At 58.1% G+C, this 21,817-nt stretch carries 17 protein-coding genes; 13 read left to right on the top strand and 4 right to left on the bottom strand.

Going from position 1 to position 21,817, the window contains the following annotated elements; genetic code table 11:
• Window positions 1-5: 5 nt before the first annotated feature.
• From gloA to K787_RS23005, 3 genes are all read right to left on the bottom strand, one after another.
• On the bottom strand, window positions 6-407 hold the full coding sequence (gene gloA / locus K787_RS0112400; protein ID WP_022963128.1) for a lactoylglutathione lyase: 402 nt from the start codon (window positions 405-407) through the stop codon (window positions 6-8).
• Window positions 408-565: 158 nt separating this feature from the next.
• Window positions 566-1,819, bottom strand: a complete 1,254-nt coding sequence (locus tag K787_RS0112395) for an argininosuccinate synthase (RefSeq protein WP_268870409.1) — start codon at window positions 1,817-1,819, stop codon at window positions 566-568.
• 81 nt (window positions 1,820-1,900) lie between these two features.
• Complete coding sequence (locus K787_RS23005; protein WP_022963126.1) at window positions 1,901-2,752, bottom strand: flagellar protein MotY; 852 nt, start codon at window positions 2,750-2,752, stop codon at window positions 1,901-1,903.
• A gap of 158 nt (window positions 2,753-2,910) precedes the next feature.
• On the opposite strand from K787_RS23005, the gene pyrC reads away from it, so the two are divergent.
• From pyrC to cobA, 13 genes are all read left to right on the top strand, one after another.
• Window positions 2,911-3,945, top strand: a complete 1,035-nt coding sequence (gene pyrC, locus K787_RS0112385) for a dihydroorotase (protein ID WP_022963125.1) — start codon at window positions 2,911-2,913, stop codon at window positions 3,943-3,945.
• A gap of 41 nt (window positions 3,946-3,986) precedes the next feature.
• Window positions 3,987-4,658 (top strand): ribonuclease T, encoded by a 672-nt coding sequence (gene rnt / locus K787_RS0112380; protein WP_022963124.1) that lies wholly within the window; start codon window positions 3,987-3,989, stop codon window positions 4,656-4,658.
• A 285-nt stretch (window positions 4,659-4,943) separates the two neighbouring features.
• On the top strand, window positions 4,944-5,918 hold the full coding sequence (locus tag K787_RS0112375) for a TAXI family TRAP transporter solute-binding subunit (protein WP_022963123.1): 975 nt from the start codon (window positions 4,944-4,946) through the stop codon (window positions 5,916-5,918).
• A 93-nt stretch (window positions 5,919-6,011) separates the two neighbouring features.
• On the top strand, window positions 6,012-8,627 hold the full coding sequence (locus K787_RS0112370; protein WP_022963122.1) for a TRAP transporter permease: 2,616 nt from the start codon (window positions 6,012-6,014) through the stop codon (window positions 8,625-8,627).
• Window positions 8,620-9,048 carry a universal stress protein gene (locus K787_RS0112365; protein ID WP_022963121.1) on the top strand — a complete coding sequence of 143 codons (429 nt, stop codon included), beginning with the start codon at window positions 8,620-8,622 and terminating at the stop codon, window positions 9,046-9,048. Before K787_RS0112370 ends, K787_RS0112365 begins: the two co-directional genes overlap by 8 nt.
• A gap of 153 nt (window positions 9,049-9,201) precedes the next feature.
• A complete protein-coding gene (locus tag K787_RS0112360) occupies window positions 9,202-10,419 on the top strand; it encodes a CmpA/NrtA family ABC transporter substrate-binding protein (protein WP_022963120.1) in 1,218 nt (405 codons plus the stop codon).
• A 34-nt stretch (window positions 10,420-10,453) separates the two neighbouring features.
• Window positions 10,454-11,029 carry an ANTAR domain-containing response regulator gene (locus K787_RS0112355; RefSeq protein WP_022963119.1) on the top strand — a complete coding sequence of 192 codons (576 nt, stop codon included), beginning with the start codon at window positions 10,454-10,456 and terminating at the stop codon, window positions 11,027-11,029.
• Between the two features lie 199 nt (window positions 11,030-11,228).
• The gene (locus K787_RS0112350; protein WP_022963118.1) at window positions 11,229-12,440 is read left to right on the top strand and encodes a nitrate/nitrite transporter; all 1,212 of its coding nucleotides are present in this window, start codon (window positions 11,229-11,231) and stop codon (window positions 12,438-12,440) included.
• A 2-nt stretch (window positions 12,441-12,442) separates the two neighbouring features.
• Window positions 12,443-14,107 carry a bifunctional protein-serine/threonine kinase/phosphatase gene (locus K787_RS0112345; protein ID WP_022963117.1) on the top strand — a complete coding sequence of 555 codons (1,665 nt, stop codon included), beginning with the start codon at window positions 12,443-12,445 and terminating at the stop codon, window positions 14,105-14,107.
• A gap of 288 nt (window positions 14,108-14,395) precedes the next feature.
• A complete protein-coding gene (nirB, locus tag K787_RS0112340) occupies window positions 14,396-16,852 on the top strand; it encodes a nitrite reductase large subunit NirB (protein ID WP_022963116.1) in 2,457 nt (818 codons plus the stop codon).
• Complete coding sequence (gene nirD, locus K787_RS0112335) at window positions 16,849-17,169, top strand: nitrite reductase small subunit NirD (RefSeq protein ID WP_022963115.1); 321 nt, start codon at window positions 16,849-16,851, stop codon at window positions 17,167-17,169. Before nirB ends, nirD begins: the two co-directional genes overlap by 4 nt.
• Before the next feature lie 277 nt (window positions 17,170-17,446).
• Window positions 17,447-20,146: a nitrate reductase gene (locus K787_RS0112330; protein ID WP_022963114.1), complete on the top strand. Its 2,700-nt coding sequence runs from the start codon at window positions 17,447-17,449 to the stop codon at window positions 20,144-20,146.
• Between the two features lie 232 nt (window positions 20,147-20,378).
• Window positions 20,379-21,131, top strand: coding sequence for a uroporphyrinogen-III C-methyltransferase (gene cobA, locus K787_RS0112320; RefSeq protein WP_022963112.1), 753 nt, complete (start codon window positions 20,379-20,381; stop codon window positions 21,129-21,131).
• A 152-nt stretch (window positions 21,132-21,283) separates the two neighbouring features.
• Here cobA and K787_RS0112315 read toward each other — a convergent pair whose 3' ends face one another.
• Entirely contained in the window at window positions 21,284-21,682 is a 399-nt protein-coding gene (locus K787_RS0112315; protein WP_022963111.1) for a nuclear transport factor 2 family protein, read from the bottom strand.
• Window positions 21,683-21,817: the final 135 nt, after the last annotated feature.

Genomic DNA, 21,817 nt, shown 5'->3' with positions numbered 1-21,817 from the left:
CGCTGTCAGTGAGCCACTCCGGGCGTGCGCCCCGACAGCAATTCAATACGATACCCGTCCGGATCTTCGACAAAGGCCAGGATACTGTTGCCATGTTTCATCGGCCCAGCCTCTCTTACCACCTTGCCCCCTGCGGCGGTGATCTGCTCGCAAGCCTTGTAGACATCCAGTACTTCTATCGCAATATGACCATAACCGTCGCCAAGATCATAGTGGGCCGTATCCCAATTATGCGTCAGCTCCAGTACCGCCTGCTCTGCTTCACTACCATAGCCGACGAATGCCAGGGTAAAACGGCCTTCGGGATAGTCTTTACGGCGCAGCAAGGTCATGCCGAGCACTTCAGTGTAGAAAGCTATAGACGCGTCCAGATCACCGACGCGGAGCATGGTATGTAGTATGCGCATGGCAGCAACCTTCGGTTAAGCTTGAAGCTGCAAGTTACAAGCTTCAAGCGGTAGGTGCAAAAACGAAAACGGGCGCCTAACCATAACAGTTGGACACCCGAACAATCGACCCCTGCCAAACTGCACGCCGCTTTAATCTAGCAGCGTGCAGCGATGCTTCAAAGAAGCTTGCGGCCCTTGCCCGCCGCAATGCGCATGCGCAAGGCGTTGAGTTTGATAAAGCCTGCGGCATCGGCCTGATCATAGGCGCCAGCGTCATCTTCAAAGGTGGCAATGGCGGCGTCGAACAGCGAATCATCGGACTGACGGCCCACGACGATCACATTGCCTTTATACAGTTTCAAACGCACTACGCCGTTGACGTTGGCCTGGGATGCATCGATCATTTTCTGCATCATCAGCCGCTCCGGGCTCCACCAGAAACCGTTGTAGATCAACTCGGCATACTTGGGCATCAGGCTGTCTTTCAAGTGCGCGACTTCACGGTCCAGAGTAATGGATTCAATCGCGCGATGGCCCTTGAGCATGATGGTGCCGCCGGGGGTTTCGTAGCAGCCACGGGACTTCATGCCGACAAAACGGTTCTCGACGATGTCCAGACGGCCTATGCCGTTCTCGCCACCAATACGGTTCAACTCGGCCAGCACAGTAGCTGGCGACAGCTCTTTGCCGTCGATCGCAGTAATGTCGCCATTGCGGTAGGTCAGCTCGATATAGGTCGGGCTATCCGGTGCATTTTCCGGCGACTTGGTCCACTTCCACATGTCTTCTTCGTGCTCGGCCCAGGTATCTTCCAGCACGCCGCCCTCATAGGAAATGTGCAGCAGGTTGGCGTCCATGGAGTAAGGCGACTTCTTCTTGCCGTGGCGTTCGATCGGGATGTCGTGATGTGCGGCGTAATCCATCAGCTTCTCGCGCGACAGCAAGTCCCACTCGCGCCAGGGGGCGATTACCTTGACGCCTGGCTTGAGCGCATAGGCACCCAACTCGAAACGCACCTGGTCGTTGCCTTTGCCGGTCGCGCCATGGGAAATGGCATCCGCACCGGTTTCGTTGGCAATCTCAATCAACCGCTTGGCAATCAGTGGGCGGGCGATGGACGTGCCCAGCAAATACTCACCTTCATACACAGTGTTAGCGCGGAACATCGGAAACACGAAGTCACGAACGAATTCTTCACGCAGGTCGTCGATGTAGATTTCCTTGACGCCCATGGCTTGAGCCTTGGCACGTGCGGGCTCGACCTCTTCACCCTGACCCAGGTCTGCTGTGAAGGTTACCACTTCACAGTTATAGGTTTCCTGCAGCCATTTGAGGATGACAGAGGTATCCAGACCACCGGAATAGGCCAGGACAACTTTTTTTACATCGGACATTACGCGCTCCCTCGAAGATTGATTAGCGCCACGTATGGGGCGACGGGCAAAGCGCTATTCTAGCGCCGAGGCGCGAGGAATCACAGGGGAGATGGGCTTTGCCCGGTACCTGGACAGCTAGTTTTTTTCTAAACGCAGGGTAACCCGGCGGTTCTGCTGCCGACCAGCATCGCTGCCGTTGCTGGCAACCGGATAGCTTTCGCCGTGGAAACGCAAGGTAAAGAGCTGCTCTTCAACTCCCTGGGCCGTCAGGTAGTCGCGCACGGCAATCGCGCGCTGGCGTGACAGTTCCCGATTGGCGAGGCGATCGCCCAGGTTGTCGGAGTGACCGTCGAGCTGAATGGTACCGATGTCATCGTCGGCTTTAATGTAAACCAACGCCGTATCCAGTAACGCTTTGGCACTGGCGCTCAGCGTTGCTCCCCCCGAGGCAAAGCTGACAACACTGCGCGATACCTGATCAAAATTCAGCGGCAGTAAACCGCTCATGCAGGTTTGAAACTCTTTCCATGCTTCGTGATAACCAACGCTCGACACCACTATGCGAATCGCGTCTGAAGCACCCGCCCAGGCCGCACGTTGAATAGTCGGATGCAGGCCCAAGGCCAGCCCGGCAAGCATCTGCCCGGCCTGCTGCTGGGGTACCCGCAGAACCACCGGACCTTCCTCGATCAGACCCTGACCTAACACGGTGGCGCGCATATCATGTCGCCATGGCGGCGGATCATTGAACAACTGAGCCTGGCCCGGCTGCATCAGATTACTGACCGCTTCCAACTGGAATATCGGACGCTCGCCTGCCTTGCGCACAAATACGGCCTGGCCATAGCCACTGACCGGTTGGGTCAGACGGCACTCGAACTGGCTGCCTTCCACCGTCCACTCGACCTCTTCCATCCGGGTCTGGAAAGTAATCGCCTGGGCCGGCAATGTAACCCCCAGCAGCAGGGCGCAAGCTATTCGACGCACGAGATTCTCCATGCATTATCAATTCTCTCTGATGTTGCATCGGCCGCTGCAGGTAAAACTTTACCGTGCTCGCACTTGTAACAGCCGTTTATTCCCGGTGTGAAAACAGGCCTGATTCCGGTAGCATGGTCAGATTGAAATTGTCTGGAAGCACCCTGATGACTGACCGCCTTACCCTGATCCGGCCAGATGACTGGCATATTCATTTACGTGACGGAGGGGTGCTCAGCAACACCGTGGCCGATGTCAGCCGCACCTTTGCCCGCGCGATCATCATGCCCAATCTCGTCCCGCCGGTGCGTACCGGCCAGCAGGCTGCGAGCTACCGCGAGCGAATTCTGGCAGTACGCCCGCCGGGCTCGGCATTTGAACCCCTGATGGTGCTCTACCTCACTGACCAGACTACTGCCGACTGCATTCGTGAGGCGCACCGCGAGGGCCAGGCCATCGCTGCCAAGCTCTACCCCGCGGGTGCGACCACCAACTCCGACTCGGGCGTGACCCGCCTTGAGTATATCTATCCCGCGCTGGAAGCCATGGCTGAGGTAGGTATGCCATTGCTCGTGCATGGCGAAGTGACCCACGCCAATGTGGACATTTTCGACCGCGAGAAGGCCTTTATCGATCAACAACTGGTCGGTCTGGTTGAGCGCTTCCCGACATTGAAAGTGGTGTTTGAACACATCACCACAGCCGATGCCGTAGACTTTGTGAACAGTGCCCCCGGCCGCGTCGGTGCCACCATTACGGCCCATCACCTGCTCTACAACCGTAATCACATGCTGGTCGGCGGTATTCGGCCACACTTGTTCTGCCTACCTATTCTCAAACGCCAGCGCCATCAACAAGCGCTGTGCGACGCCGTAGCCTCTGGCTCGGAAAAATTCTTTCTAGGCACCGATTCAGCCCCGCATGCGCGGCACGCCAAAGAAGCAGCCTGCGGCTGTGCTGGCTGCTACAGTGCGCACGCAGCCTTGGAGCTATACGCCGAAGTCTTTGACGAACTCGGAGTGCTCGACAAACTGGAGGGCTTCGCCAGTTTGCATGGCCCCGATTTTTACGGGTTAGCACGCAATACCGATACCGTCACGCTGGTTCGCGAATCCTGGAAGGTGCCTGACTGCCTGCCGCTGGGTGACCAGACTATTATTCCCCTGCGTGCAGGCGAGAGTATTCATTGGCGCGTTGCCTGATATCCTGGATTTGAGCAGTACAACCCATTTAAGGATCGCCCGTGAGCGAGTTTGAGTTCGATAGTGAAGAACAGCAAGAGACCCCAGCGAAAGGCTCCAAGCCGCCAATGGCCTACCGTTTTCGTGGCTTTCTGCCGGTGGTGGTGGATGTCGAAACCGGCGGATTTAACGCAGCTACCGATGCGCTATTGGAGATTGCCGCGACGCCGATACTGATGGACGAAGAGGGTATGCTGTATCCGGACCATACGCACTTTTTTCGCGTAGAGCCTTTCGCCGGTGCCAATATTGAACCAGCAGCCCTGGAGTTTACCGGGATCAAGCTGGATCATCCATTGCGCATGGCAGTGGACGAATCCGAAGCATTGACGGAAATATTCAAACACGTACGCAAGGCGGTCAAATCTGCTGGCTGCACCCGTGCAGTACTGGTCGGGCACAACGCTTTTTTTGACCTGGGCTTTGTCAATGCCGCTGTCGAACGCACACAGATCAAACGCAACCCCTTTCACCCCTTTTCCTGCTTTGATACTGCCACCCTAGGTGGACTGGCATATGGCCAGACGGTGCTGGCCAAGGCTTGCGCAGCAGCTGACATCGACTTCGACGGCAAGGAAGCGCACTCCGCACGCTATGACACCGAGAAGACCGCCGAACTGTTCTGCAGCATCGTCAATCGGTGGCGTGAGATGGGCGGCTGGCCGCCAGTCTGAGCTACTGGCCTGACGCTGTTGACCGACAACGCACCATTACAACGCGTCGCAATTCCATAGATATCAGTCGAATCAATAACTTGCCCGAAACCCGGGCTAGGGTTATTTTCCGCTGTACGCGTAATACTCCGCTACACTGCAAGGATCGGGCACTAAATCATCGACCACGAGTTGATATTCGTCTCTCTGGCCAAAAAGCTAGGGAATACCGTGACATCGGTAGCTAATTGCAGTGTCTTATTGCAGTGCTGCCGATTGATAACCAGAAAAAGGAGTCACCCTCTAATGAAACGTCAATCACTCGCCATGCTGTTTTCCGCAGCAATCGGATGTGCCGCACTGGCATCCACTCCGGCTGTGGCCCAGCAAAACTTCGTGACCATCGGCACCGGCGGCCAAACCGGCGTCTATTACGTTGTCGGCCAGTCTGTTTGCCGCTTGATCAACCGCAATACCAACGATCATGGCATTCGCTGTAATGCGCCATCCAGCGGCGGCTCAGTCGCCAACGTCAACGCCATCCGTGGCGGCGAAATGAATATGGGCGTAGTGCAGTCTGATATTCAATACAAAGCCTATGAAGGTGTAGAGAACTTCGAAGACGCCGGTAAGTTCGAAGGCATGCGCGCCATGTTCGCCCTGCACGGCGAGCCATTGACTGTGGTAGCGCGCCGCGACTCCAACATCACCGACGTGAAGGACCTCAAGGGCAAACGTGTGAATATCGGCAACCCTGGTTCCGGCCAGCGTGACACCATGGATGTAGTGCTGGATGCGCTGGGTTGGACCCACGATGACTTCTCTCTGGTTTCCGCATTGGATGCAGCAGAGCAAGCCGCAGCACTGGGTGACAACAATATCGATGCGATGGTCTATGTTGCCGGCCATCCGAACGGTTCCATTCAGGAAGCCACTACCACGGTTGATGCCGTACTGGTATCAGTTGCAGGCGAAGAAATCGATCAGTTGATCGCCGAGCGCCCTTACTACGCCAAGGCCACCATCCCCGGCGGCATTTACCGCGGCAACGACAATGACGTCGATACCTTCGGTGTTCGCGCCACCCTGGTAACCTCCACTGACACCGATGACGAAACCGTCTACCAGACCGTCAAAGCGGTATTTGAGAACTTCGACCGCTTCAAGCGTCTGCACCCGGCCTTCGCCACGCTGAAGGAAGAAGAGATGATTGCCCAAGGTCTGTCCATTCCCCTGCATGATGGCGCGGTGCGCTACTACAAGGAACGCGGCTGGATGTAAGCCCCCAAACCCGGATCAGTGATCCGGGTTTGTTTTTTGCATGTTGTCCCTACTCGATTTTTCCATATCATGCATTAGGAACTCAGGGCTACCATGAGCGTACAAAATAATCAGCGTGACGATATGAGCACTGAACTGGAAGATCTGGTAGCCACCAGCGATACCGGTGCTCGCACACCCCAGGGGTTCACCGGCAAATTGATTGTGTCGGTAGCAGCTGCTTGGTCATTGTTTCAATTATGGATTGCATCGCCCCTCCCCTATTTGGTTGGCTTTGGCGTATTCAACAGTGCCGAAGCCCGTTCGATCCACCTGGCATTTGCCATCTTTCTAGGCTTTATGGCCTTTCCAGCGCTCAAACGCTCACCCCGTGAGCACGTCCCCATTCTGGACTGGGTGCTGGCGCTAGCCGCCTCGTTTTGCGCCGCTTACTTGTATGTTTTCTATTCCGAGCTGGCCAGCCGGCCGGGTAACCCGACGACTTTCGATGTCGTAGTGGGCGTTGCCGGTCTGGTGTTACTGCTTGAAGCGACACGCCGGGCATTAGGCCCACCGCTGATGATCGTCGCGCTAGTGTTTCTGGTCTACTGCCTGGCCGGACCCTACATGCCTGGCATTCTGGCGCACCGTGGCGTCAGCGTGCAGGCGCTGGTCAATCACCAATGGCTTACCAGCCAAGGCGTGTTCGGCATCGCCCTGGGTGTATCAACCAGCTTCGTGTTCCTCTTCGTACTGTTTGGCTCGCTGCTGGACAAAGCCGGGGCTGGCAACTATTTCATCAAGGTCGCCTTTTCGCTACTGGGTCATTACCGCGGCGGACCGGCCAAAGCGGCGGTAGTTGCCTCGGGCATGACCGGGCTGATCTCCGGCTCCTCGATTGCCAATGTGGTGACCACCGGGACCTTTACCATCCCGATGATGAAACGCGTCGGGTTTTCCTCGGAAAAAGCCGGCGCGGTGGAAGTAGCCTCCTCAGTCAACGGTCAGATCATGCCACCGGTGATGGGCGCAGCGGCATTCCTGATGGTCGAATATGTCGGTATTTCCTATGTCGATGTAATCAAACATGCCTTCCTGCCAGCGCTGATCTCCTATATTGCGTTGATCTATATTGTGCATCTGGAAGCGATGAAAGCCGACATGCAGGGTCTGCAAAGCAGTAACCCGCCGCGGCCTCTGGTACGCAAGGCGCTAGGCTTTCTCACCGGACTTATTCTGCTCATGGCGTTGTCATTCGCGGTTTATTATGGGCTCGGCTGGCTCAAGCCGCTGCTCGGCGACGCTGCTGGCTGGGTGATTGGGGCAGGGCTGTTCGCCACCTATGTAGCACTGCTTAAGGTCGGCGCACAGTATCCGGTGTTGGAGTTAGACGATCCGGACTCCCCCGTGGTGACACTGCCCCAGACCAAACCAACCGTGATGTCCGGCCTGCATTACATTCTGCCAGTCATCGTCCTGGTATGGTGCCTGATGGTAGAGCGTCTTTCGCCTGGCCTGTCGGCCTTTTGGGCAACCGTGCTGATGATCGTCATCATCGTCACCCAGCGTCCGCTAATCGCCCTGTTTCGTGGCCAAAGCAAGCTGGCCAATGACCTCCTGCATGGGCTGGATGACTTGTGGCAAGGCTTGGTGGCCGGCGCACGCAATATGATCGGTATTGGCATCGCCACTGCGGCGGCTGGCATTATTGTCGGCGCGGTAGCGCAAACGGGTGTCGGTCTGGTGCTGGCAGATCTGGTCGAAATCCTGTCGATGGGTAACCTGATGCTGATGCTGATGCTGACTGCAATCCTGAGCCTGATTCTGGGTATGGGCCTGCCGACCACCGCGAACTATATCGTGGTATCAGCCTTGCTCGCCCCGGTTATCGTTACCCTTGGCCAACAGAATGGGTTGATTGTGCCGCTGATCGCGGTGCATCTGTTTGTCTTCTACTTCGGCATCATGGCTGACGTAACGCCGCCGGTAGGCCTGGCCTCCTTTGCCGCTGCCGCCGTTTCAGGCGGGGATCCGATCCGCACCGGTTTCCAGGCGTTCTACTACAGCCTGCGCACCGCCGCTCTGCCCTTCCTGTTTATCTTCAACACGGACTTGTTGTTGATCGACGTGACCTTTTTGCAAGGCATTATCATCTTTATTGTCGCGACTATTGCCATGCTGATTTTCGCCGCGGGCACGCAAGGCTGGCTACTGGTTCGCAGCCGCTGGTACGAAAGTGTGCTGATGCTACTGGTGGCCTTCACCCTGTTCCGCCCCGGCTTCTGGATGGACATAATCCATGACCCCTATCAGTCGATCGCGCCTGCAGAGATAGCCGCAACGCTGGACCGCGTAGACGAGGGCAGCACACTGCGTATGCAGATCAAGGGTGAAGATGACATTGGCAGCGAGCGCACCTTCTATGTACTGGTGCCAGTACCCGATGGCGAAAGCGGTCAGGAGCGCCTGGATGAAATGGGCTTGATGCTGTTACAGGATGGCGACCGTACCCTGGTGGATATGGTTACCTATGGCAGTCTGGCAGCGGATTTGGGTTTTGACTTCGATCAGGAAATTATCGAAGTGCTGGCTCCGGTGGATCGCTGGGCCAAGGAATGGATGTGGATTCCCGGGTTCCTGCTGTTCCTGTTGATCATCGCACTGCAGTGGCGGCGTCGCCCAGCACCAACGCAGCGCATAGCGACCTCTTCGGGAGGCAGTCATGTATAACCGTATCCTGTTACCCATCGACTTGAACCACAAGGCTTCCTGGGCCAAGTCCCTACCCACGGCTCTGCAGTTGTGCCGTGACTATAACGCTTCTCTGCATGTGGTGATGGTCATCCCGGATTTCGGGCTACCGCTAGTGGGCGGGTTCTTTCCCAAAGAATATGCCAGTAAAGCCAAGCAAGCGATCACTAACAACCTCAGGGAATTCGTCAAGGCGAATGTTCCGAAGGACGTCAAGGTGCAGCGCATCGTTGCTGATGGCAAAGCCTATGAGGCCATTTTGCGGGTGGCGAAGAAAATTGATGCAGACCTGATCGTCATGGCCTCGCACAAACGCAAGCGGGCTGAAGACTATGTACTGGGTACCAATGCACTGCGCGTGGTCCAGTTGTCCAGAACCTCGGTAATGATTGTTCGCTGAGGTAGCTGGCATAGTCTTTGCTCTGTTTTTTTGTGAACCCGAATGACCGGGCAGGCAGCAAACGACAACGGCGTCGTGTATCCGAATCAGCTTCAGCGATTCGGGTCACGACGCTTTTTATTTGCCGCTTGTTTGACTGGACAGGAAAACCTCATGACACAACACCGATCACCACAGGCTAACCCGCTGGCCTGGGTTAACGGCAGCGATGCCCCGGAAAAGAGCCTATTGAACCTGGGCTACCTGCCGTTGACTGATTCAGCCTCGCTGATCGTAGCCGCCACCCAGGGTTTTGCAGAGCCCTATGGGTTGAGCTTGAAGCTGCATCGGCAGGCTTCCTGGGCAGGCTTGCGAGATCGCTTGCTCAACGGCGAGCTGGACGCAGTGCAAGGCCTCTACGGCCTGATCTATGGCGTGCACCTGGGCATTGGCAGCGCACAGGTGCCCATGGCTGTTCTGATGGGGCTGAATCAGAACGGGCAGGCAATCAATCTTGCTGCCGATATGCAACGCGCCGGGGTGACCGATCCCAAAGCGCTAGCCAAGCGCGTGCACCAGGGTGGTGCGCAGCTGCGCTTTGCACAGACCTTCCCTACCGGCACCCATGCCATGTGGTTGTATTACTGGCTGGCCGCGCTAGGCATTCACCCTTTGAAGGATGTTGATACGCTGGTCGTCCCCCCCTCACTGATGGTGCAACACCTGGAGGCGCGGCGTATTGATGGCTTTTGTGCCGGTGAACCCTGGGGCGCTTGTGCGATACAAGAAGGCCAAGGTTTTACCATGGCTACCAGCCAGTCAATCTGGCCCGATCACCCGGAAAAGGTGCTCAGTACTACCCAGACCTTTGTCGATCAGTATCCCAATACCGCCAGGGCCTTGGTCATGGCCATACTCGATGCCAGCCGCTTTATCGATCAGAACGAGGACAACCGCAAGAGCACCGCTCAACTGATCAGCAGTGCTGAGTTCGTCGATGCGCCAGTCGATGCGCTACTGCCTCGCATGCTCGGGCATTACCATGACGGCAACGGTGAGATCTGGCAGGATAGCCACCCGCTACGATTCCACGGCAATGGCGCAGTCAATGTGCCCTATCTGTCCGACGCCATGTGGTTTATGGCGCAGTTTCGTCGCTGGGGTTTGCTGCGTGATGATCCCGATTACCTGGCCGTAGCACAGCAGGTACAGAAGCTCGACATCTATGCTGACGCGGCCAGCGCGCTCGGCATCAGCGTGCCCGCGGTAATGCGCAGCAGCACCCTGATGGATGGCCGGCCCTGGGATGGCACCGACCCCTATGCTTACGCGCGGAGTTTTCCCCTGCATGCACTTGATATACACCATGAGCTGGGAAGGACACCCGGATGAGCCTGACTGATTTTTACTGCAACGGGACGGCACCATGCGCATTCTGCTAATCGATGATACCGCTCGCAAGGTAGGTCGACTGAGAGACTCGCTGATCGAAGCCGGGTTCGAGGTATTCGAAGAATCCGGGCTTTCAATCGACCTTCCAGTCCGGATACAGGGCTGCAAACCAGATGTAGTATTGATCGACAGTGACTCACCAGGCCGTGATGTAATGGAACAGATCTGTCTGATCACCCGCGACCAACCCCGGCCGATTGTGATGTTCACTGACGACAAGGACCCCGGCGTCATGCGCCAGGCGATTCAATCCGGGGTCAGCGCCTATATCGTCGAAGGTATTCAAAGCACGCGCATGCGCGCCATTCTCGATGTGGCCATGGTGCGTTTTGAAAGCGACCAGAAGCTGCGATCTGAACTATTGGAGCGCGAACAGCAGCTCAACGAACGTAAACGCATCGAAAAGGCCAAGGGCCTGCTGATGAAAATGAAAAGTTGCGACGAGGCTGAAGCCCATACCCTGATGCGCCGCCAGGCCATGAGCAAGCAACAAAAAATCATCCAGGTCGCCGAACAGATTATCGCCATGCACGAGTTGCTGAAAGACTGATCTCAGACCGACCCATACTCCCTGGCACCTATCTTGCTTAATCTACCTTAGGCAACCAACGGCGGTTGCCCCAAGACAACGACGTCATTCCCCATCAGGCCCTTACGGGCTTGCCGGGGGGATGGCGTTTTTTTTTGCCTCAACGACGTAGGCAGAATTTTCTGAAGCACCTATACCGCCCACTCCTGAGGGATTTCACATGAACAAAAGTTTCTGGAAAGCCGGCCATACACCCACCCTGTTTGCCGCCTTTCTCTACTTCGATTTGAGTTTTATGGTCTGGTATCTGCTAGGCCCTCTTGCGGTGCAAATTGCCACAGATTTGAGCCTTACTGCACAGGAAAGGGGCATGATGGTCGCCACGCCGATTCTGGCTGGCGCGATCCTTAGGTTGTTGATGGGCTTTCTCGCTGACCGGCTGTCACCCAAGACCGCTGGCGTTATAGGTCAGTTGGTAGTCATTGTCGCGCTGGCCGCCGCCTGGACCCTGGGCGTTGACAGCTATAACAAGGCCTTGTTGCTGGGTCTGGGCCTTGGCTTCGCCGGCGCCGCCTTTGCGGTAGCGCTACCGCTGGCTTCGCAATGGTACCCACCAGAACATCAGGGTAAGGCCATGGGCATTGCTGGTGCAGGTAATTCGGGTACTGTCTTTGCCGCGCTATTTGCTCCCGGTCTGGCCTATCTGTTCGGTTGGCAAAATGTCTTTGGTTTGGCATTGATTCCGCTGGTGGCCACGCTGATCATCTTTATCATGGTGGCGAAGAACTCGCCGCAACGGCCCGAGCCCAAAGCCGCGAGGGATTATCTACTAGCGCTGAACGACAAGGACAGCTGGTGGTTCATGTTTTTCTACAGCATCACCTTTGGCGGTTTTATCGGCTTGGCCAGCGCCCTGCCCGGCTATTTCAGCGACCAGTACGGCCTCAATCCGGTGACCGCAGGCTATTACACCGCCGCCTGCGTGCTCGCGGGCAGCCTGATGCGGCCCCTGGGTGGAGCCCTGGCGGATCGTGTCGGCGGCATTCGGTCGCTGCTGTGCATGTATGCTGTGGCCTCTATCTGTATAGCACTGGTGGGCTTTAATCTCTCCAGCTCCTTTGCTGCGCTAGCGCTGTTTGTCACCGCGATGCTGGGTCTAGGCGCCGGCAACGGTGCTGTCTTCCAGTTGGTACCCCAGCGCTTCCACCGTGAAATCGGCGTAATGACTGGCTTGATCGGCATGGCCGGCGGCATCGGCGGATTCGTGCTCGCCGCCGGACTGGGGACCATCAAGCAGCAGACCGGTGACTATCAGTTGGGACTCTGGTTGTTTGCAGGACTCGGGCTGCTGGCCTTGCTTGGTTTGATTGGCGTCAAACGCCGCTGGCGCACCACCTGGGGTTCGTCGGCCATGACCTCAGCGCGAGTCTGAACATGAGCCTGGAACTGCGCATCGCCGAAGCGAGCGCCAGCGGCCCGCGGGACGAAAACCAGGACGCGATACGGATCGTCACGCCTGCCCCGCACCTGGCCGCCAGCAAGGGTCACCTGTTGGCCCTGGCGGATGGCGTCAGTCACTGTGCGGATGGCGGGTTGGCCGCCCGTGCGACCTTGCAGGCGCTGGCACTGGATTACTATTCGACGCCCGAGACCTGGACCGTCACTCAAGCGCTGGAGCGGCTGCTGACGGCACACAATCGCTGGCTGCGTTGCAACGGCGGTGGCCAGCCGCTGCTCACCACGCTGAGTCTGCTGGTACTGCGTGGCCAGCGCTATACGCTGGCGCATATCGGCGACTGCCGGGTCTATTTGTTGCGCGATGGCCAATTGCGCAAGTTGACTCAGGATCACGTGTGGGAACAACCCGGCATGCAGCACGTGCTCAAGCGCGCCATGGGTCTGGATGAACATTTGGTGATGGATTACCTGGAGGGCGAACTGCACAGCGGCGATCGTTTTCTGCTGGTCAGTGATGGCGTCTGGGCGCAACTGGATGAACACCTGCTACACCAGTACCTGACCGAACAGGCTGAGCCAGCCAACTGCTGCGATGAACTGGTCAGCCAGGCGCATCTGGCTGGCAGCCCAGACAACGCCAGCGCGGTACTGGTGTGCATCGACAGCTTGCCGCAAATCAGCCTGAGTGATGCGCTGCTGCCCGCGGACGAACGCGCGGTGCCGCCACAGCTGAAGAATGGCCAGAGTTTCGAAGGCTGGCTGGTTACTGAGCGCCTGGCCGAGTCGCGGCAGTCCGTGCTCTATCGCATCAAAGACGCCACTCAACAGAACTGGTTGCTGAAAACGCTGCCCCCCGCACTAAAGGAAGATCCGGGCGCGCAGCGTCAGTTGGTACTGGAGGAATGGTTCCTGCGGCGGGTGGCGGGTCCGCATATTCCGGAACTGCACCCGCACTCCAGTCGCCGGCACCTGTACTACGTGATGCGTGAGTATGCCGGCATGACTTTGCAACAGCACAAACGCAGCAGCGGATTGCTCAGCCTGGCGCAATTCCAGAGCCTGGCGCCAGCACTGGTGCGAGCTGTCGGGCTACTGCATCGGCGCAACATCCTGCACCGGGATATCACCCCCAACAACCTGCATATGGGCGATGACGGCGTACTGCGTCTGCTCGATTTCGGCCTCGCATTCTGCCCCGGTTTATCCAATTGGCAAGGCGGTTTACCTGGCACGCCAAGCTACATTGCCCCAGAGGCCTTCACCGCTGCCGAGCCGTCGGCGCAGCAGGATTTATACAGCGCGGGGGTCAGCCTGTATTACCTGCTAACCGGTCATTACCCCTATGGTGAAATCGAAGCTTTTCAACATCCGCGCTTCGGCCAGCCCTCCCCGCCCAGTCGCTACCGCCCGGATCTACCCGCCTGGGTGGACGTCTGCTTGCTCAAGGCACTGGAAAGTGTTCCAAACAAACGCTACGAGACCGCAGAGGAATGGTTGTTGGCACTCGAAAAGGGTGACCAATTAACGTTGCTGCCTGCGCATCGGCCGTTGCTGGAACGTGCGCCGCTGGCAGTATGGCGCGGGATTGCCCTGGGCGCGCTGGGATTGAATCTGCTGCTGTTGGTGGTGTTACTGCATTAAGTCTCGACCGACTGCGCACCAACGTGGTGCCTGCCGCTTCATATAAGTGCAGATAAGCACTAACCAGTGACCTCTAAGCCTAGGAATATCAGACACTTGGAAACTGGCACGAGCTTTGCTTTAACTTTCATATACAAACGAATTACGTAAATGTACCACCCCACATACAGTGCTGCTGTCAACGGCGACAACACACTACCTGACTGATCAGGAACCGGACAAAGGCGTCCTACCGCGAGAGCGGTGGGACGCCTTTTTTGTTTTGCGCTCAACAACACGGAGCAACAGATGCAAAAGCTCAAATTGGTGATGGTAGGCAACGGCATGGCCGGGGTACGCACCCTGGAAGAACTGCTCAAGCTCGCACCTGACATGTACGACATTACCGTGTTCGGTGCCGAGCCGCACCCCAACTACAATCGTATCCTGCTTTCGCCGGTGCTCGCCGGTGAGCAGGCCTTTGAGGATATCATCCTCAACGATCTGAAGTGGTATGCCGACAACAACATCACACTGCATACCGGCCGCAAGGTGGTCAAAATCGACCGCAAGGCCTGTCGTGTCTACGCCGATGACGGTACCGAGGCGGAATACGATCGCCTGCTCATGGCTACCGGCTCCAACCCGTTCATTCTGCCGATTCCCGGCAAGGATCTGGAAGGCGTGATCGGCTACCGCGATATCGCCGATACCGAAATGATGATGAGCACCGCCAAAACCCACACGCATGCGGTGGTGATCGGTGGCGGGCTACTCGGTCTGGAAGCGGCCAACGGTTTGAAGATGCGTGGCATGGACGTCACCGTGGTACATATCGGCGAATGGCTGCTGGAACGTCAACTCGACCGCACCGCCGGCGACCTGCTGCAGCATTCGCTGGAAGAACGCGGGCTGAAATTCCTGCTGCCGCAGTTTACCAGCGAGTTGCTCGATGACGGTAAGGGCCGGGTCAAGGCGGTGCGCTTCAAGGATGGCAGCGAAATACCTGCTGATCTGGTGGTCATGGCCGCGGGCATCCGCCCGAATACCGATCTGGCAGAGAGCGCCGGACTGGCCTGTAATCGCGGCATTCTGGTCAGCGACACCCTGCAGACCTATGACCCAAAAATCTACGCCATCGGCGAATGTGCCAGCCACCGCGGCATCGCCTACGGGCTGGTTGCTCCGCTGTTTGAGCAGGCCAAGGTCTGCGCCAATCACCTGGCCATGCTCGGTTATGGTCGCTACGAGGGCTCGGTGACCTCGACCAAACTCAAGGTCACCGGCATCGATCTGTTCTCCGCTGGCGAATTCATGGGCGATGATGACAGCGAAGTCATTACCCTGTCCGATCCCATCGGCGGCGTATACAAGAAGCTGGTGATCAAGGACAACATTCTGGTCGGTGCTTGCCTGTACGGGGATACCGCCGACGGCGGCTGGTACTTCCGCATGGTCAAGGAGAACCACAACATCCATCAGATTCGTGACCACCTGATGTTTGGGGAGAACGCCATCGGCGATACCGGCCACCAGGGCCAGAGCAAGACCACCAACATGCCCGATGATATGGAGGTGTGCGGCTGCAACGGGGTGTGCAAAGGCACCATCGTCAAAGCGATTCAGGAGCACGGTCTGTTCAGCGTCGATGACGTGAAAAAACACACCAAGGCGGCTAGTTCCTGCGGTTCCTGTACCGGCTTGGTGGAGCAGATCGTGATCAACACCGTCGGCGGCGCCGCCGATGTGAAGCCCAAGAGCGAGAAAGCGGTGTGCGGCTGTACCGATCTGAATCACGGTCAGGTACGCAAGGCGATCCGCGAGCATCACCTGATAAGCATCCCTGAGGCCATGCGCTTTATGGAATGGCGCACGCCAAACGGCTGCGCCACCTGCCGCCCGGCGCTGAACTATTACCTGATCTCCACCTGGCCGGGTGAGGCCAAGGATGATCCGCAGTCGCGCTTTATCAACGAGCGGGCCCACGCCAACATTCAGAAAGACGGCACCTACTCCGTCATCCCTCGCATGTGGGGCGGCATTACCAACGCGGCAGAACTGCGGCGGATTGCCGATGTTGCCGACAAATACCAAGTGCCTATGGTCAAGGTTACTGGCGGCCAGCGTATCGACCTGCTCGGCATCAAGAAGGAAGATCTGCCGTCGGTATGGAAGGATCTGGATATGCCCTCAGGCCACGCCTACGGCAAATCGATTCGTACGGTAAAAACCTGTGTCGGTAGCGAGTTCTGCCGCTTTGGTACGCAGAATTCGACGCAGATGGGTATTGATTTGGAACACGCGCTGTTCAATATGTGGTCGCCGCACAAGGTCAAGCTGGCGGTCTCCGGCTGCCCACGCAACTGCGCGGAATCTGGCATCAAAGATATCGGCATCATTGGTGTGGATTCCGGCTGGGAGCTGTATATCGGTGGTAATGGCGGGATCAAGACCGAAGCTGGTGAGTTCTTCGTCAAGGTCAAGACCGAAGCCGAGGTAATGGAGTACAGCCTGGCCTTCCTGCAGCTGTACCGCGAAGAGGCCTTCTACCTCGAACGTACCGTGCATTACATGCACCGCGTCGGTCTGGAGCATATCAAGACGGGTGTGCTGGAAGATGCCGAGCGTCGCAAGGCCTTGCAAGAGCGTCTGCTGTTCTCCTTGTCATTCGAGCAGGACCCGTGGAAGGAACGTATCGAGAAGGAAGAGCTGAAAAACGAATTCCGCCGCATTGCGGTGAAGGAAGTTGCCGAGGTGGCCCTATGAACTGGCTGGATATCTGCGCACTGGAAGACATTCCCCCACTCGGTTCACGGGTGGTCACCGGCGCCAAGTGCGACATCGCGGTATTTCGCACCAGCGATGACGACGTATTCGCCGTGGATGATCGCTGCCCGCACAAGAATGGGCCGCTGTCCCAGGGCATCGTATTCGGCAAACAGGTCACCTGCCCGTTGCACAACTGGACCATTCAGCTGGAAAACGGCGAGGCCGTGGCGCCGGATGTCGGATGTACTCACCGGTACCCGACCCGGGTAGAGAATGGACGAGTGCAGTTGGTGTTGGACAAGGTTTCTCCATGACCTACGCACTGATTGAGATTAGATCGAGTGTTGGCGCCATTGCCGACGGGCTGGGCTGGACGCGCTGTAAACACGTCCCTGTTCGCTCGGCGATGACCACCCGACCGCCAAGGACGGCGGAAGTGTCGAAATTGCAGGAGCAAATTTCGACCGGTCATCGACGGTCCAGCCCAGCCCGTCGGCAACGTCGCTATTCTGCTGCGTGCAGTCAATCAGTGCTCTCCGTCGCGAAGAAAATTGCCAAATCAACCAACATCGTGAATTTGGAAGCTTGCCCATGATCAAAACAACCGCCTCCACCTGCTGCTACTGCGGCGTCGGCTGCGGTGTGCTGATCGAGCACGATGATGAGCGCATTATCGGCGTCAAAGGCGACCCGGCGCACCCGGCCAACTACGGCCGGCTGTGCAGCAAAGGCGCAACGCTGCATCTGACCGGCGACCTTACGGCTCGAGCGTTGTACCCCGAACTGCGGCTGGGCAAGGGGTTGGCGCGCAGCCGCACTGATTGGGATACCGCCATGGGGCACGCCGCTCAGGTGTTCGGTCAGACCATTGCCGAGCACGGCCCGGACAGTGTCGCTTTCTATATTTCCGGGCAGTTGCTGACCGAAGATTATTACGCGTTTAATAAACTGGCGCGTGCGTTAGTGGCCACCAACAATATCGACAGCAACTCGCGGCTGTGCATGTCCAGCGCAGTGGTTGGTTACAAGCGCAGCCTGGGCGCCGATTCACCGCCCTGCTCCTATGAAGATATCGAACAGAGCGATTGCCTGCTGATCGTCGGCAGCAATATGGCCTATGCGCATCCGGTACTGTTCCGCCGTTTGGAGCAGGCCAAGGCGGATAAGCCGGATATGCGCATCATCGTCGTCGATCCACGGCGCACCGATACCTGCGACATTGCCGATCTGCACCTGGCCGTACAGCCCGGCACCGACGTCGCGCTGTTCCACGGCATCCTGCATATTCTGATGTGGGAAGGCTGGATCGATCGGCGTTTTATCGACGAACACACCGGCGGTTTTGACGAGCTGAAAACCCTGGTGCGCGACTATACGCCGGAGATGGTCTCGGGTATTTGCGGTATCAGCCAGGACGATCTGCAGAGCGTGGCACGCATGATCGGCAGCGCGCCTTCGTTTCTCTCGCTATGGTGCATGGGGTTGAACCAGTCCAGTGCTGGCAGCGCCAAGAACAGCGCGCTGATTAATCTGCACCTGGCCACCGGGCAGATCGGCAAACCCGGTAGCGGGCCCTTCTCGCTGACCGGCCAGCCGAATGCCATGGGCGGCCGGGAGACGGGCAGCTTATCCAATCTGCTGCCTGGTCACCGTGAAGCCGCTAACGCCAAGCACCGCGACGCGGTGGCCGCGTACTGGGGCGTAGACAGCCTGCCTAGCAATGTCGGCTTGAGTGCTATCGAGCTGTTCGAGGGCGTGCGTCAGGGCAAGATCAAGGCACTATGGATCGCCTGTACTAACCCCGCGCAATCTATGCCCGATCAGACACTGATCCACGAGGCGCTGGCGGCCTGCCCTTTTGTAGTCGTACAGGAGGCCTTCGCTACCACCGAAACTTGCCACTATGCCGATCTGCTGTTGCCTGCCGCAAGTTGGGGCGAAAAGGCCGGCAGTGTGACCAATTCCGAGCGGCGTATCAGCCGCGTGCGTTCAGCAGTCGCAGCGCCGGGCGAAGCGCGAGCGGACTGGGCGATCGTTTGTGATCTGGCCACACGCCTGGAGGCGCAGTTGCGCCCCGGCCAGCCCAGCCTGTTCGACTTCGCTAGCCCCCAGGCATTATTTGACGAATACCGCGGGTTGACTGCCGGCCGCGATCTGGATTACAGCGCGCTCAGCTACGCGCTGATTGACGAACTCGGCCCACAGCAATGGCCATTCGACGGCGCTACCCAGTCAGGTACCGCACGGCTGTACGCGAACAATCACTTCCCGACCGAAGACGGCCGAGCGCGCTTTATCGCCGAGTCTTATCTGCCGCACAAGGAACAGCGCGACGCGCGCTTTCCATTGACGCTGAATACTGGGCGCCTGCGCGACCAGTGGCACGGCATGAGCCGTACCGGTACGGCCGCGCAGCTTTTTGGTCATGTCGAGCAGGCGCAGATCAGTCTGCATCCAGACGAGCTGCGCAGCCGGCGCCTGGTCGACGGCCAGCTAGTGCAGGTCAAAAGTCGCCGCGGTGAACTGATCCTGCCGGTACTGAGTGATGAGCAGATTCGTCCTGGGCAGGCTTATATTCCGATGCACTGGGGCAAGCGCTTTCTCAAGGGCCTGGGTGTGAATGTGCTGACCCAGTCAGTGTTCGATCCGCTGTCCAAACAGCCGGAACTGAAGCAGGCCGGCATCAACGTCAAGCCGGTGGTCTTTCCCTGGGAATTGTTCGTACTGGTTGAACATGACGTACAACGACGCTTTACCGCATTACGCGAACACTGTGAAGAACTGGCGTTCGCCAGCTTTAGTCTGGCAGGCCGGGAGCGCCCAGCGCTGCTGATCCGCGCTGCGCATGGCCATGCGCCTGAAGCAGACTGGCTAACCAAGCTGGACAGTCTGCTGGATTTACAGGACGGCCCTGTGCTGATTTACGACGACCCGCGCCGCGCCATCGGCAAACGGGTCAGGATCGAAGCGGGTCGCATCACTGCGATTCGGCTAACCGGTGAAACCGCTGCCCGCGACTGGTTGCGTGCGGCCTGGCAAAACGGCGAGACCAATGCTGAACTGCGGCGCTGGTTTCTGGCGCCCGTCAGCACGCCGCCAGGTGGCAAGTCCGGCAGCGCTGACCGCACTATATGCAACTGTATGAACGTCAGCCAGAGCCGTATTCAGACGGGCATTGAACGCGGGCTGGACCTAAACGGGCTGAAATCCGAGCTAGGCTGCGGGACCGAGTGCGGCTCCTGCGTGCCTGAGATCAAAGGGTTACTGAGCCGGGCCAAGGTGGCGGTATGAGACTCCCCTTTCGCGCCGAGGCCGGCGCTCCCACCAGCCCTCATTCCACTAACGCAGTGATGGTCATGCCAACGTCTGTGAAAGCCCTCGCTTTGGTAAAAACACCGACCCATATGGGAACCTCACCCCCTGTGGCAACGCCAGCCTTTGTGGGAGCGCTGACCTCTGTGGGAGCGCCGGCCTCGGCGCGAACGGCCCCCACCCAAACACCTTACCTACCGGAGACACCCTCATGAGCCCATTAGTCCACCTGGTAGGCGCAGGTCCCGGCGATCCAGAACTCTTGACTCTAAAAGCCGTGCGCGTCCTCGGCCAGGCCGATGTGGTCATGGTCGATGATCTGGTCAACCCAGCGATCCTTGAGCATTGTCCGCAAGCGCAACTGGTGCGCGTAGGCAAACGCGGCGGCTGTCGCTCTACACCCCAGGACTTTATCAACCGCCTGATGCTGCGCTACGCCCGCCAAGGCCGTAAGCTGGTGCGCTTGAAAGGCGGCGATCCGTGCATTTTTGGCCGTGCGGGTGAAGAGGCGCAATGGCTAGCCGAGCGCGGCATTGAATCGGAAATCGTCAATGGCATAACGGCAGGGCTGGCAGGCGCGACCCAATGTGGTATTCCGCTGACGCTGCGCGGCACCAGCCGCGGTGTCACCCTGGTGACAGCCCATACGCAGGATGACAGCGAGCTGAACTGGCAAGGCCTTGCGCTGGGTGGCACCACCCTGGTGATCTATATGGGCGTGGCGCGGCTAGGGCAAATCCAACAGGGATTGTTGGCCGGGGGTATGCCGGCGACCACGCCTGTGGCGATGATCGAGCGTGCCAGCCTGCCGGACCAGCGCCAGCATCTGTGCAGCCTGGCTGATCTCTGCCACGCTGCTGCTGAGTTCCAACTGCAAAGCCCGGCGGTATTGGTGATCGGTGATGTGGTTGCGGCGGCACTGCACCTAAACCAACCAGCGGAACATGCGGCAGCGGCGCAGTAACTCCAGCAACGGTGAGTACACGCCAGCCCCGCTGGTCGAGATGGAACTCGACCTTCCCGGTGGTGCGCTCTGGGAGGGCCGAGTTCCATCTCGGCCTGGGGCGTCTCAGCCAGGACGCTAGTCGAGGTGGAACTCGACCGGTAGTGCTCTCGTCAGCTTTTGGGCTTCATTGCCTCAAGCATCGAGCCCATCGCCTGATGAATCGCATTGATCGCCTTCAACGGCCGGACCATGACCTTGAAATCGATAATCTGACCAGCCTCGTTCCACTCAATCATATCAACGCCGTTAATTTTGACGCCATCGATCAGAGTTTCAAACTCAAGTACTGCGTGATTGCCCTGTTCCACTTCCCGCAAATAGCTGAAGTGCCCAGGCGCATTGAGCACCTGCATCGCTGCCATCAGATACAGACGGGTGATTTTCTTGCCGGTTTGCGGGGTGTGCACGACCGGCGAGTGAAATACCACGTCCTCCGCCAACAGGGCTTCCAAACCTTTTGCGTCCTGATGTTTGACGATCTCATGCCATTGTTCGATTACGCTAGTCATGCGTTTGCTCCCTTGTCTGTTCTGAGCATTCTCGGCGCCTACACCCAGCAGCTCAAGCCCTATAAGCGTCAAGAATAAGGACGCTGTGCTACAAGATGGAACTGGACCTTCCCGGCGGCACTCTGGGAGGGCCGA

Origin of the sequence: Halopseudomonas pelagia CL-AP6, from assembly GCF_000410875.1 — a bacterium.
Classification (GTDB): Bacteria; Pseudomonadota; Gammaproteobacteria; order Pseudomonadales; family Pseudomonadaceae; genus Halopseudomonas; species Halopseudomonas pelagia.
This window is presented reverse-complemented; position numbering and strand designations above follow the sequence as displayed.